Origin of the sequence: Liquorilactobacillus satsumensis, from assembly GCF_964065465.1 — a bacterium.
Taxonomy (GTDB): domain Bacteria; phylum Bacillota; class Bacilli; order Lactobacillales; family Lactobacillaceae; genus Liquorilactobacillus; species Liquorilactobacillus satsumensis.
Genome location: NZ_OZ061606.1, coordinates 1,288,075 through 1,301,833, shown reverse-complemented (window position 1 = coordinate 1,301,833; position 13,759 = coordinate 1,288,075). Strand labels below are relative to the sequence as shown.

Annotated in this window: 9 protein-coding genes; 6 read left to right on the top strand and 3 right to left on the bottom strand. The window is 40.6% G+C overall.

Features of this window, described 5'->3' with window-relative positions; genetic code table 11:
- Positions 1-35: 35 nt before the first annotated feature.
- Complete coding sequence (locus AB3Y88_RS06005; protein WP_228887964.1) at positions 36-1,493, bottom strand: APC family permease; 1,458 nt, start codon at positions 1,491-1,493, stop codon at positions 36-38.
- 291 nt (positions 1,494-1,784) lie between these two features.
- Positions 1,785-2,642: an LD-carboxypeptidase gene (locus AB3Y88_RS06000; protein ID WP_056961943.1), complete on the bottom strand. Its 858-nt coding sequence runs from the start codon at positions 2,640-2,642 to the stop codon at positions 1,785-1,787.
- Positions 2,643-3,198: 556 nt separating this feature from the next.
- Here AB3Y88_RS06000 and AB3Y88_RS05995 point away from each other — a divergent pair.
- Positions 3,199-4,446, top strand: a complete 1,248-nt coding sequence (locus AB3Y88_RS05995) for an MBL fold metallo-hydrolase (protein ID WP_228887963.1) — start codon at positions 3,199-3,201, stop codon at positions 4,444-4,446.
- Between the two features lie 69 nt (positions 4,447-4,515).
- On the opposite strand, the gene AB3Y88_RS05990 is transcribed toward AB3Y88_RS05995, so the two are convergent.
- Positions 4,516-5,907, bottom strand: a complete 1,392-nt coding sequence (locus AB3Y88_RS05990; protein WP_261909440.1) for an MFS transporter — start codon at positions 5,905-5,907, stop codon at positions 4,516-4,518.
- A gap of 133 nt (positions 5,908-6,040) precedes the next feature.
- On the opposite strand from AB3Y88_RS05990, the gene AB3Y88_RS05985 reads away from it, so the two are divergent.
- The 5 genes from AB3Y88_RS05985 (at position 6,041) to metF (ending at position 13,588) form a co-directional block, all read left to right on the top strand.
- A complete protein-coding gene (locus tag AB3Y88_RS05985) occupies positions 6,041-6,466 on the top strand; it encodes a MarR family winged helix-turn-helix transcriptional regulator (protein ID WP_054755587.1) in 426 nt (141 codons plus the stop codon).
- A gap of 135 nt (positions 6,467-6,601) precedes the next feature.
- Positions 6,602-8,662: a hypothetical protein gene (locus AB3Y88_RS05980; RefSeq protein ID WP_228887961.1), complete on the top strand. Its 2,061-nt coding sequence runs from the start codon at positions 6,602-6,604 to the stop codon at positions 8,660-8,662.
- A 49-nt stretch (positions 8,663-8,711) separates the two neighbouring features.
- The gene (locus AB3Y88_RS05975) at positions 8,712-9,866 is read left to right on the top strand and encodes a DUF3114 domain-containing protein (RefSeq protein ID WP_228887960.1); all 1,155 of its coding nucleotides are present in this window, start codon (positions 8,712-8,714) and stop codon (positions 9,864-9,866) included.
- Positions 9,867-10,437: 571 nt separating this feature from the next.
- Positions 10,438-12,729 carry a 5-methyltetrahydropteroyltriglutamate--homocysteine S-methyltransferase gene (metE, locus tag AB3Y88_RS05970; protein ID WP_228887959.1) on the top strand — a complete coding sequence of 764 codons (2,292 nt, stop codon included), beginning with the start codon at positions 10,438-10,440 and terminating at the stop codon, positions 12,727-12,729.
- Complete coding sequence (metF, locus tag AB3Y88_RS05965; RefSeq protein WP_228887958.1) at positions 12,707-13,588, top strand: methylenetetrahydrofolate reductase [NAD(P)H]; 882 nt, start codon at positions 12,707-12,709, stop codon at positions 13,586-13,588. The genes metE and metF overlap by 23 nt, the downstream gene beginning before the upstream one ends.
- Positions 13,589-13,759: the final 171 nt, after the last annotated feature.

Genomic DNA, 13,759 nt, shown 5'->3' with positions numbered 1-13,759 from the left:
TTTAAATAAGATACTGACACAGTTGAATGTCTTCGTTACTTATCAAGCTGAACAGCTTGCTTTCTTAATTCCCACTTACGAAGCAACGGAAGCAGGAGACCAACGCCGAACAGGATAAAGACAGTAATAAAGTTTAATAGCAATTGGTGATCGAAAGCCTTGGTTCCAAACGCGGCTTCTTGTGGAATAAAGCCAAGCGTGGCACACACAAAGGTAAAGATGAGACACCAACCACCAACCAAAAGAGCGCTGGTACGATTTTTGATAAAGATATAATCTGAGTGAAATTCTTTTTGACGCCAACGAATAGCAACAAAGGAGAAAAAGACCCAACATGTTTTATACGGTGAGACGATCCCATTGATATTCAATAACCAGTTATAAATCGTATTAATATTAGGCAAGGTCCCAGTCAGAAGCAACAAAAAGAGACTTAGTCCGGTAGTCATCAGGTAAGAATTAATCGGGCGTCCCTGTTTATTTTTCTTAGTCAACCAATGTGGCATGAACTTATCCGCCACATCACCGGCAAAGACGCGACTGGATGCATCCAACAAGACGGCCAACTGTGCCATCATGAAGATTGCCTGGACAACGGCAAAGAGATACATCAATATTTTACCTAAGCCCAGTTCTTGCCCAAGTAAAGAGAATGCGTAATAAGGACCATTCATTTTGAAATCATGTGGAATGTGGTTGGCGTTAAAGAAGACTGCAAGTGAAAGTGTGCCAAAGATTGTCAGAAAAGCTGTCATAATAGCCAACAGCCACATTGCCTTAGGAAATTCATGCTTAGGATCACGCATCTGTACAATATATGGCGCAGCTAATTCTGCTCCAGACATGGCAAAGATTAACAATCCAGTAGTTGAAAAATATTTTAAACTAAAATGCGGTAAAAAGGCATGGAGATTAAATGGCTGGGTCGCAATCTGTGTCCCATGAGTCAGTGCATAGCCTGCTAATAGCACAAACAAACAGGACATAATAAACATTGCACCGCCACCAATTAGAGACAAAATCTCTAACGAATTTTTGATTAGATTCTCCAGTAAAATGAAGAGCAAAATAATAATGAAAGTCAGCAAGCCAAATTCAAAAGTCGACATGCGCTGCCCCAGTGTATTATTGCCAAGAATGATCCAACTAAAGGAGACAATCACAGAGTTTGAAACATCAACAATATAAGGGACACTTTGAATCCAATACATCCACGAAGTCCAGTAACCCAGCGTGTCATTACTGCTGCGTCTGACCCATGAAGCAAGGCCACCGCTTTGGTTGTTGAAAGTCAGACTTAATTGACTGACGATTAGTTCATAAGGAATAACATAGGCAAATAATAGAAAGATCCAAGAAATTACGACTGAAAGGCCCTGATTTTGAAAGGGATAGAAAATATTTTCAAAGCTGATGATTGTTACAAAATCTAGTAAAGCAATCACGCCCCAGCTCATGTAATGCTTTTGTGGTTCCAAGGTGTTGTTAGACATAATTAACTCCTCAAAAATAGTTTTATTGTGTTGCTTTTTCAATAAAACTATTTTTGTTTGGCGGCTTATGGGTAGTTGTTTCGAGTGCTAAGTTCACTTGGTGCCATCCTCACGCGTATTATAATTAGACAATGTCAATACAGTAATTGATTGTAAAACAAAAGCGCAAAATAATACAGTGAATTTTGAAAACTGTTTGAAAGGATTAGGTGTTGCAGGGGTAAGTGTCCAGATGGTTAAGCCACTTGCGCTGAAGCTAATTAAATTTTACGTTCATTGTAACTTTAAGTACTACCCGAAAACGTACCTGGTGCCTATAAAAAGTGCCCTTGAAGTGACAGCATGGCCAATTTGTGAAGTCTGGATAATAGGAAAAGTGGCACCGGCTGGCAAGGATGTAAGCAGCAGTTCAGCGACAGGAATTTGAGGGACGGTCTGTTCATATTTTGTAAAAGTTCCTAGCATAATGCCTGCAAGACTATTGAAATGGGGCAATTGACTAAGCTGACTGAATTGAGAAAGCAAGAGAGCTTGCTGTCCGCTGTAGCTTTCAATAAAAAGCAGCTTGTTTTTGAGTTCAGGAAAGAAGGGGGTACCAGCAAGCTTTAAAAAGCAGCGCAAGTTACCGCCGCAGATTTCAGCATTTAGCTGGGATCCGCGTAAAAAAGAATAATCGAATTGAAAAAGATTGGCTTTATTTTTGAAAAAAGTTTCATAAAAGAGCTGCTGTTGTTTTCCAGTGGCCTCTTGGACAAGTGTTTTTATTTGAAAAAGGCAAACTGGAAGCTGTGTGCGTGTCTGTAAGGCATTTAAGATGGTACTTAAGTCGCTGTATCCGCAAAATAATTTAGGATTTTGCCGAATAAGTGCATAGTCTAAAAACGGTAGGATTGTATTTGCAAGATTTCCACCTGAGAGATCGAAAATGGCTTTCACTGAATGATCTGCAAAATACTGATTCATCAGGCGGGCTTTGGCAACCGCGAGATTAGGAGAAGATGAAAAAAGCAGCGGACTGGTTTTGACCTGAAGCTGCCAGCTGTTCAGTAAGGCGGTTAAGTTTGCTACGAGTGGTTTTTCAGTTGCGGCTAGCGGATCAGAGTTTGCAACCAGTGCGACAGTATCGCCAGCGATTAATGTTGAGTTCATCTAAAATTCCTCCTTAAAGAATCAGCTTAGCATATTTAATCTGTAAAAAGAGTGTAGCGTCAAAAACAAGCGGTAGCAAACATTTACATATCTGATACGGAAACTTTACGAAGGATTGACTCTAATAACCAGCAATTAAGGTATACTAACTCTCCTAGGCAAGTTTAACAAACCTTTTCAGGCCAAAAAAGGTTCAGATATTTATGAAGTATTTATTAGAGCTTAAAACAATGCTTGAGTGGCTGGGTTTACAGTTTATATCCCGCTTTCCACAGCAGCAGTTAAAGCAAAAGAATGTCAGCATTCCACAAAGCACATTCTGAGGACCCGGCTGCGGGGGACTTCAGTGCCTAAGTCATTTTCACAACAGGGTTTTGTGGGTTTCAATCAATATTATGCTGGAGCTACAGACGCCTTTGATAGCAGGCTGAGTAAAAAAGGCGGCTAAATCGATTTTAACGAAATTGCAAGCGCAAGCTAAGCAGATGTTTTCTGATAACTAGAGCAGTTATCATGATCAGAAAGAAAAAGGACTTTGTTGGAAAGAGGCGTTTTTATGACTACTACTGTTAAGTTTTTAAACGGTTTACGCACTATTGGCGGCAATATTGTTGAAATCTGTACAGAAAATGCACGAGTTATTACGGATTTCGGATTAGTTGCGAATACCAGCATTGCTGACCCAGATGAAATGCTTGCTAAGCATATTTTACCGGATATACCAGAGCTGTTTGGCAAGAAGGCGCACAGAAAGTACCAAGCTGAAGCAATCTTTATCACGCATCTTCACCTAGATCATACTGCTGCATTGGCGTATTTGCGCAGCGATATTCCGGTGTATGTTTCACGTCAGACTTATCATCTTTATCGCAGTTTGGCAGCCCAAGGGATGGCACTTGCATTGAACATTAATTTTCAAGTTTTTGATTATGAAGAGCCAGTCCGGGTGGGTGATCTGACGGTGACTGGTTATCAGAGTGATCATGATGTTTATGGGGCCGCCGCGCTTTTGATCAGTGATGGTCGACATTTTTTCGGTAATTCTGGAGATGTGCGGCTCAACGGACCGCATCGCAGTCATGTCGATCACTGGATGCATATTTTCCGTCAGTTGAAATTGGATTTGTTTATGCTTGAAGGAACAAGCTTCACTACGAATCCCGTAGAACAAGGGGTAACAAACACTGGTGAGCAGTGCTGTTTGGAGAAGTTTAAAACGGCATTGCGAAACTCTTCGGAATTAATCGTGATTAGTCCATATTTGCGCAACGTTGAACGCCTTTTTGAACTCAATCAGGCGGCGTTAGTGATGCAACGACCAATTGTCTGGGAGGCTGCGTACGCCGAAGTATTACGCGATTTTTATTCAGATATTCCAATTTATGTATTGGCAGATAAGAAAGGGGGCGGAAGAATAGCGGAAGGACTAATTCCAGTTACACCAACAGTAGTAAATCATAATAAACGTTATTTTTGTGTGCAAAACAGTTTTGAAAGATTACAATTTCTAGCACGTTTTTCAAATTTTACATACCTGCATTGTAATAGCGATCCTTTGGGAAGCTATGATCCGCATTATCACACACTGACTGCTTTTTTGACACACCACCAGGCTGCACTGCTTGATATTGGAGTTTCGGGCCATGCAACTCAACAGGAAATCTGCAAAATTGCTCAGGTGGTGCATGCTAAACAAACCGCTATGTGGCATTCTTTTCACCCCGAGCGGGCAGTCGAAGCACTTAAGCAGACTGAACTTAATCCGCTTTTGCCAGAGTACAGTAAGGAATATCGGTTCGAATAAGCACGATTGGTTTTATTTTTGAACATCTGTTTTTGTTTCACGTGGAACTTGTCAAGTTGAGAGGCTTTTTTAAGTGGTGATTCTTTTCCGGGTACCTAAAACCAGCAAAACAGCTGCTAGAACTATTAAAAGCAAAAGCAAAGAAAAAGAGTATTGTGCACCTAGAGCTGTTCGCGCAGCATAACTTGCTGGAAAATTTGCATTTTGTGAAAGCTGCATAATTGCTGAAACCAGTGCGGTTCCGACCGCACCGGCAAATTGCTGTAAGGTGTTAAAGAGTGCATTTCCATCTGGTTTTTGTGCGGCTGGAATCGCAGTCAGTCCGTTAGTCATGGTGTTGCCCATTACCAAGCTAAGACCACACATAAATAATAAGTAAAAAAATCCGATCAGTAAATTGCTTAAGGAACGAGCAAATAAAACGAAGAGTAAAAGTGCAAGTAATTCCACAACGATACCAGCCAAAATTGGTTGACGGGCCCCGAATTTATCAAACAAACTGCCGCTCAGTGGAGCGAAAAGCGCTCCAAGAGCTGCCCCGGGTAAAACAATTAAACCTGCCAAAAGTGCCGTTTGATGGTTAACCAGCTGAATATAGTTGGGCAGTATGAAAGAAATTCCCAAAACAGCCAATTGCAGCAAGAAAAACGCGATGAGGTGTTGCGTGAATTTGCGATTATTTAAAATGCGCAGACTCAGCAAAGGATGTGCAACGCGTAATGAGTGTCGGCCGGATAGCAAAAGTCCGACACTTCCAATTACCAACGGAATAATAAAGGAAAGTGGCGCTTTTGTCAGTTTGGAAAGATTGCCACAGGCACTTATTAAACCGATAAATGTAAGCGCAATAAAAAATAAACCGGTTTTATCCAACGGGGAAGGTTTTAAAGGTGTACCCTGACGAATTGCCCAAGCTCCGAGTAAAAGTGCCATAATGACCAGTGGGAGGATAAAGACAAAGATATTTCTCCAGCCTAAGGTATTAACGACTAACCCGCCAAATGTTGGTCCTAAAGCCGGCGCGATCGCAGTAATCAGCATGCCAATGCCCATCAGCAAGCCGATTTTTTCAACAGGTGCCTGTTCCAAAATAATGTTGAACATTAGTGGCAAAGCAATTCCAGTCCCAATTCCCTGACAGATACGACCTAGAACAAGCAGTAAAAAATTAGGGGCATAGATATCGATTAGTAGTCCAAGAATAAAGAGACTTGCGGCTGTGATAAAAAGATGTTTTGAAGGGAAATTGTTTTTGAAAAAAGCTGAAAGTGGCATCACAATCGCAGCAACTAATAAATAGCCGGTGGTCATCCATTGAACCATTGCGGTACTGACATGGAAGGTACTCATTAGTACAGGGAACGTAACATTAGTTGCAGTTTCGATCACGACCCCGCTAAATGACATCAGACCAGTTGCAATAATGGCAAAAATTAATTTCGAATCAAGCTTTCTAATCACAGAATCTCCCTTTCTTGAACTGTTAGGCTTCAAACAATCTATCTTAAGTTGTATCATAAACTATAATATTATTCTAGCGGTTAAAAGAACTTGGCGTTTGTTAGAAGACGGCCAATTTTAAAGGAGCACGCAAATGGAGAGATCATTAGGAATAAGTATTAAGAAAGCTTCAAATGCAATTGCAAGAAATGCTGATAGTTTTGCACACAGCTTGGGCTTGACTGGTGTTCAGATTGGAATTATTGATTACATTTTTCAAAACGAAAAGGAAAGAGCAATTTTTCAAAAAGACATCGAAAAAGAATTTAATATCCGACGTTCTACTGCCACAAGTGCTTTGAAGTTGATGGAGGCTAGGGAATTACTGGTCCGTGTCCCGCTACTGAAAGATGCACGCATGAAGCAGATTCTTTTAACGCACAATTCAAAAATATTAGAGGGAAAAATTCATTGTTTCTTTCAAGCTACTGAAGAAGAAATGGAGTCAGCGCTGGGAAGCGCAGAGGCTAAGCTATTGCAGCAACAGTTGTTAACACTTACAAAAAGTTTAGTGCACTAGGTTTTTAAGTGGCACATAGTTTCAAAGAGTTATTAAAGATAATGAAAAGTAGCAGCTTTGTTAGACCTGCAGTACATTAATACAGGTTTTTAACTTATAATTGAAGGTAGTTCAAAACGTGGGGGAGACTGAGAAATGCCGAGAACAAAAGTATTTGTTTGGCAAATGGTCAGTGTTATTTTTGCTGCTATTTGTGTATTTGTTTTATATAATGCGATTTTATTACCGGGGAAATATCAAAATGCGAAGTTGTACCTGCTCGATCCACTTACCAATCTGGCACTAATGTTAGTTGCAATTCTAACCTTGCTGGTATGTTATCACGGGTTACGGAAACTAACGATCAGGAGAATTTTGCTAACGAGCATACTTATACTGGCATTTTTATGGCAATTATATTTGATTATCAGTTTCAAGGGTAGTCAAGGAATTGACGATTTTGATGTCAGGCTGCAGGCGGCTGCACTGGCAGGCGGGGCACGAACTTGGCCGACCTATTTTTCTTTTGCACCAAATAATGTGGGCGTAACTTTGTTGTATGCATTAGTGTATCGCTTTTCGCTGCTTTGTGGCTGGGGATATAGTACAGTTGTTCTCAATGCTTTCACTTTTATTCTATTAGATATTGGAATTTTATGCAGTTGGTTAATCGTGCGGCGGCATGCAAATCCGCGCGTTAGTTCACTTTTCTTATTATTGACATTTTTCTTTGTGCCTTTATATACGACTTGTCTGGTGACTTATACTGATCCGATTGCTTTATCCTTTTTGATGATGGGGTTTGCAGCATTTGATTTTTTTATGTCAGGACAAACGCATTGGATCAGAGGATTAGCATTGGTACTGTCTGTGATGATGTTCGCAGCCGCCGTGTACTGTAAGACAAATGCGATTATTGCGCTGATTGCATTGGGAATTTTTATTATTTTTAATAAATATCCAGTTAAGCAGACAGTGATCCTGTTACTGACAATGCTGGTACTATTATGTGGGGCGGTGCAGCTAAAAACTGCTGGTGAACATGGAACAAATTTTAAAATTGAACGGGCACATAATTTTCCTTTTGTCTACTGGATTAGTGCAGGGCTGAATCCTAAATTCAATGGGACAATTGGAGATGCTTGGGCGGATACGGCGAGATTTAAAACATATGAGGGTAGAAAAGAACACGCACAGGAGTTAATCAAAACCCGCTTGCAGAAAATGGGGCCATCAGGGCTGTTCCAATTATATGGAAGAAAAATCAATGTTCAGTGGTCGTTAGGAACGGTGGGAACAGAGAATCGTGGGTATGGGATCACTAACGACACTAAGGATGCTTACGCTTACATTTTTGGGGAACAACGCATGCCGCTGTTCGCATTTGAACAAGTAGTGTATATTACTCTGTGGTTCTTTGCATTCTGCGTGGGAATTGACAGTTTCAAAAAGGCGCGACACGGAAAATTTTCAATTCACTATCTTTTACTGCTTTATATTGTCGGAATCTTCTTTTTTCATACGCTGATGTGGGAAGTCGCTGTCCGTTATTCCTTCATTACAATGCTGCCTTTACTTATTTTGGCAAGTCAAGGAATAGAAGTCCTTGCCCAAAGTAACCTTTTAAGGAAAGCAGGCAGATTTAAATATCCGACGGTGGTATTAACCTTGGTTGGTATTTTTCTGAGCGGAAGCTGTGTGTATAATTATTCGTTAACACAAAAAAGAGTTTCAGAGCAACGACCAATTGTAAGTCAGCAATTCTTTAGACTGACTTGGTTACAACTTAAACCAGGCCAAAGTGTCAGTGAGCGAGTTGTGGCTGCGCGCTCCTTCAATACACTCCAAACTAATTTTTTACCAACTGTCCAATCAGGCTTAGTGGTGAGTCTTAAGGGAAATGGCAGTTTAAAAGTTTTCCAAAATTCTAAAAATGAGAGTGTTCCGGTCACAGGTTTAAAGGGAAAATATCGCTTAACCTTAAAAAACAGTACTAACCAACCGCTTAATATTCAATACCTGCGGTCAAGGAAATTAGATATTCTTCAGCCGCCGATTGACGGTTATCAAAATCGTTTTTTGCTGTTTAGTTTGATTAGACAGCAAAGCAAGTTACTTTACCCAGTTCCGCTTTATTTGCTGATTTATGTGGGTGCTATTCTAATTCTAGGGATGGATATTTGGTATTTGCGCGACAGAGGATTTGCAAGACATTAGCCTAGTTTTTTGGTTGAGGCGAATGCAAGCAGATCAGGGCTAAAAGAAGGTGGTATTTATAAAGCAGCGAAAAAATAACGAAGCAAAGATTGCAGCGAAGTTGCAGCAAAATGGCTGGGATAAAGCCGCTTTGCAGGTTTATGACAAGGCATATGCTAAGCGAATAGCTAAGGGTAAACCGATGGAAGCATGGACGGAAACAAGTAGATTAATTGGCTCTGAACTCTACACGAAGATGTTTAAAGCTGCTAGGTTGTCTCCCCAACAGAAGCTCACTTTGGTATTGCAACAACTGCAGGCTCAAGTCGACCGCAATGGATTTTTACAAGTAGGGACTATATATAGCTTAGATCCCCAGATGGCGCCACACGCAGCTTTTTTGCAGTACTTCAGAAAACTTGTGCAACAAGTTTTCCGGAAACGGAGTCTTAGAGAATATGCCAATGGCGCTGATGTACTTGCAGAGCTTGCTCAAAAATTACATCTTTTCAGAAGCTATCTTGATAGGAATAATATTAGGTTTGTCCGAACCAACTTTGTGGGCCAGAATGATTTTGAAAAATTATTGCAGTATGCCCAATACTATCAATTTAAGCTAGATTATGGTACAGATGCTAACTATCACAATCGCCATTTAAAAAGTTCTGCTTTTCTTTACCCACAGAACATGAAGATTCAGGTTACAAAAAGTAGTAGAATGTCTGAGTTTATTGTTGCCTTAAGGACTGGTCAGTTTGTGACAGAATGGCAAGTGTATAAATATACTGCTGCTGGTCAGATTGATTCGAACCCGGGACACTATGCTGCGCATCAAGCTGAGGCAATTGCAAATACTGAGTCATTCAATTATGGAATTCCTAAGGGGAGAAGCTTTAATCCACTTCTTTGCATAAACCATAGTCATCAATTATTAGATGTTAGACATCCAGCTGACCCCAAATTGCGGCGAGTGTTAACGACGGCTGGACAAGATAATTATTGGTTGGCGGAGAAAGATTATTATGTTAAAAATGCCCAAGGAGAATATGTAGGTCAGTATGCAGATCTAGTTAAAAAAGGTCAGGAAGATGTTGTGGCTTGGAGACAAGTACCAGACGCTAAAAAAGCGCAAGTTTACACAGATTTTCTTAAATATTGTCGGCAGCGTTGGCCTTTGCGTAATCCAGGATTTGCTAAATATTTTCGAAGTAAAATGAGAAAATGATTGGAATGAGCTAATGTTTGCAGTATTACCCGGGAAATATTTTGAATTTTTCGGGGGAGACTATGTGCTAAAATGGGTCTAATTACTTGCTAAGACTTGCTTTTTAGAGGGATTTTAAATTTTAGTTAGCAAACTGTTGACAAAAGTAAAAATTGTAATTATGATAATTCTATGAAAAACATTTTTATTTTCACAGAACTGCGAGGAGAAGAGTAGCTGACTTCAGAGGTGGAAGAGAATCCGGATGGTGTGAAAGGATACCTTGATAGTCAGTGAAGATGAGCTCTGATTAGTTGCATTCAGGTCAACGCTTGGATGTCGGGGGATGACCGTTATAACATCGGGTATTTAGAGAGATACTTTCAGAGATATTATCCGTGAGGGTAGTATAAATTTGGGTGGTAACACGAGATTAAATTCGTCCCTTGCTTGGCAATTATGCTGAGCGAGGGACTTTTTTTGTAGCGAAAAGGGGTTATTCGCGCGCGTTACTTCTCAAAAACTTGGCTTCTTTCAAGGTTCGCACGCAACATTTAATTTATTACTAGGACAAAATTTTAGGAGGATATACATGACAACAACTATTATCGGGTTTCCCAGAATTGGACAACAACGTGAATTAAAATTTGCAACTGAAAAATATTGGCGGAAGCAACTTACTCAAAATGAACTACTGCAGGTGGCAGCACAGCTCAGAAAAAATCATTGGAAGGTTCAGCAAGAAGCGGGACTTGATTTGATTCCTGTGGGTGACTTTTCTTTTTTTGATAACCTTCTAGATACTGCGAATTTGCTGAACATTGTACCCAAGCGCTACAAACGGCTGGGGCTTTCGCCTCTTGCTGAATATTTTGCCCAGGCGCGTGGATATCAGCAAGGGGAGGTAGCTGTAAAAGCACTGCCGATGAAGAAGTGGTTTAACACCAACTATCATTACATCGTTCCTGAATTTACAACAGATACCGACATAAAGCTAGTCGGTGACAAGCTGTTTGCGGAACTTGATGAAGCCTTGAAACAAGGAATTAATGCTAAAGCTGTTGTGATTGGACCATATACGTTGCTAAAGCTTAGCCGTTTTCTTGAGGATACAACTGCTAAGAATTTTGTACCGGCACTGAGCGCTGCTTATGCTGAGATTATTGCGCGCTTAGATCAAAAGAAAATTGACTGGCTCCAAATTGATGAACCAGCACTTTGTTTGGATGTAACAGCTACCGAAAAAGAATTGTTTAAAGAACTTTATACTGGAATCCTTACCCCGAAACATACTACCAAAGTATTATTGCAAACCTATTTTGGTGATTTACGTGATGTTTATCAAGAGGCTCTAACTTTACCCTTTGATGGAATTGGACTCGATTTTCTGGAAGGAAGCTATAATGCTGAGTTAGTTGAAAAAAATGGTTTTCCGGCTACTAAAACTTTGTTCGCAGGTGTGGTCAATGGCAAGAATGTCTGGCGAAATCACTATGTAACCACGCTTAAACTGCTCAAAGAGCTGACGCAGACAATCGCTGCACCAATTGTAATTAATAGTTCAACTTCGCTCTTGCATGTTCCATATAGTGCGGCCACTGAAGAGCAATTGCCCGCAGATGTAAGGCAGCATCTGGCTTTTGCTACAGAGAAGTTAGTTGAACTGAAAGAGTTGGATGCACTTAAGCATGATAAAATTGGAAATCAGCAATTTTTGGAGAAAAACGATGCGTTATTTGCTAACGTGAAACATCCATACAATGCAGCTGTGCATGCTCAAAGTGATCATTTGCAACCAAACGATTATGAGCGCACTCCTGAACGCAAAGAACGGCAGCAGCTGCAAAAAGAAGAATTTAAATTACCACTGTTACCGACTACAACTATCGGATCATTTCCGCAAACAAGAGATGTGCGTCAAAATCGTGCTAAGTTCCGCAAAGGTGAGATCACGCGTGCACAGTATGATAAATTTAATGAAGAAAAAATTGCGAGAATTGTTAAAATTCAAGAAGAAATTGGCCTTGATGTACTGGTTCATGGTGAGTATGAAAGAAATGATATGGTTGAGTACTTCGGTGAGAAACTAGACGGGTTTATTTTCACAAAAAACGGCTGGGTCCAATCTTATGGTACGCGTGGAGTTAAACCGCCAATTATTTGGGGGGATATCAGCCGAACTGCCCCAATTACGGTTGCTGCTTCAGTCTTTGCTAAGAATCTGACTGCTAAGCCAGTTAAAGGGATGCTGACTGGACCAGTTACGATTTTTAACTGGTCATTTCCACGAGAAGACATTGCTCCAAAAGAAACAGTAACCCAAATTGCACTAGCTCTTCAAGGAGAAGTGTTAGACTTAGAGTCAAATGGAATCAAAATTATTCAAATTGATGAGCCGGCTCTTCGTGAAAATTTGCCTTTACGTAAGTCAAATTGGAATCAGGAATATTTGGACTGGGCGGTTCCAGCCTTTAGACTTGTTCACAGCAAGGTTGCGCCTACTACGCAGATTCATACACATATGTGCTATAGTGAATTCGGTGATATTATCGATGCAATTGATCAGCTGGATGCAGATGTGATTTCGTTTGAGGCCTCACGTGCTGATTTTACGTTGATCGACCAACTTGCGGCTGCAGACTTCCAGACAGAGGTAGGTCCCGGCGTGTATGACATCCATTCACCTCGGATTCCGGCAGAAGAAGAGGTTGAAGCCTTGATTGAGCAAATCATCAAGAAACTGCCGCTTGATAGGATCTGGATAAATCCGGATTGCGGATTAAAAACGCGCTCGGAAGAAGAATCATTTGCAAGTTTGAGAAATATTGTTGAAGCCACGCGGAAGGTTAGGAGCAGTGTTAATGAAACTAACGGAGCTTTTTAACAGTAAAACAGTATTTTCACTTGAAGTTTTTCCGCCTAGAAATGAGCTTTCGTCTCAGCGTATCATTCCGACACTTGAGGGTCTGCAAGAAATTGCACCGGATTTTATTTCTGTGACACTTGGAGCTGGCGGAACCGGTCATGACCAAGGAACTTTTGAGATTGCTGATTTTATTCAGAATACATTAAACATTCCTGCGGTTGTGCATGTTCCGTGTTTATATCTTTCACAAGAGCAGGTACTTACATTACTTGATCAGCTAAAAGAAATTAATGTAACTAATATTTTGGCACTGCGGGGGGATTTCATTCCTGGCAGGAAACCGGTCGGTGATTTTTCACATGCAAATGAACTGATAGAGTTTGTAAAAAAGGAACGTCCACTTTTTAGCATTGCGAGTGCGTGCTATCCCGATAAGCACCGGGAAGCGGTCAGTTTTGTTGAAGATATTGCTTGTTTGAGGAAAAAAATTGATGCTGGTAGCGATCATCTCATTACACAGCTGTTTTTCAATAACGAAAGTTTTTATACGTTTAAAGAAAAGGCTGAAATTGCGGGAATAAACGTGCCGATTGAAGCAGGGATTATGCCCTGTACTAACAAAAAGCAAATTGAGCGAATTGCGAAAGTTTCGGGGGTTCCAATTCCGCATAAATACAGCCAGATGCTAGACAAGTACCAAAACAATAAGGAAGCTTTGGAAGACGCGGGGGTAGCCTATGCGGTCGAGCAGATTATTGATTTAGTAGCACATGGAGTTGACGGCATCCATCTTTATACAATGAATCATGCAACAGTTGCACAAAAGATTTGGCGTGAGACAAGGTCTATCTTTAAAGCAACAAGTAAAAATTCTTAAAAAAACAAAATTTTATGGAAGTGCTGAAGGTCCCTTGGACTGGTGGCACTTTTTTAACGTGCTTCAAAAGGCAGCCCTTTATGCTTAGCTGAGGTAACACCGGTAACAAGCCCAATTACCTGTGTTACCTATCGCTAATCTTCAAGGCCTCCCGCCTTTTTGCGCACTTCT

Bases quoted from the DNA above. Each gene is read 5' to 3' on its own strand.
- AB3Y88_RS06005 (WP_228887964.1), bottom strand. From the start codon at position 1,493: ATGTCTAACAACACCTTGGAACCACAAAAGCATTACATGAGCTGGGGC.
- AB3Y88_RS06000 (WP_056961943.1), bottom strand. From the start codon at position 2,642: ATGAACTCAACATTAATCGCTGGCGATACTGTCGCACTGGTTGCAAAC.
- AB3Y88_RS05995 (WP_228887963.1), top strand. From the start codon at position 3,199: ATGACTACTACTGTTAAGTTTTTAAACGGTTTACGCACTATTGGCGGC.
- AB3Y88_RS05985 (WP_054755587.1), top strand. From the start codon at position 6,041: ATGGAGAGATCATTAGGAATAAGTATTAAGAAAGCTTCAAATGCAATT.
- AB3Y88_RS05980 (WP_228887961.1), top strand. From the start codon at position 6,602: ATGCCGAGAACAAAAGTATTTGTTTGGCAAATGGTCAGTGTTATTTTT.
- metE (WP_228887959.1), top strand. From the start codon at position 10,438: ATGACAACAACTATTATCGGGTTTCCCAGAATTGGACAACAACGTGAA.
- metF (WP_228887958.1), top strand. From the start codon at position 12,707: ATGAAACTAACGGAGCTTTTTAACAGTAAAACAGTATTTTCACTTGAA.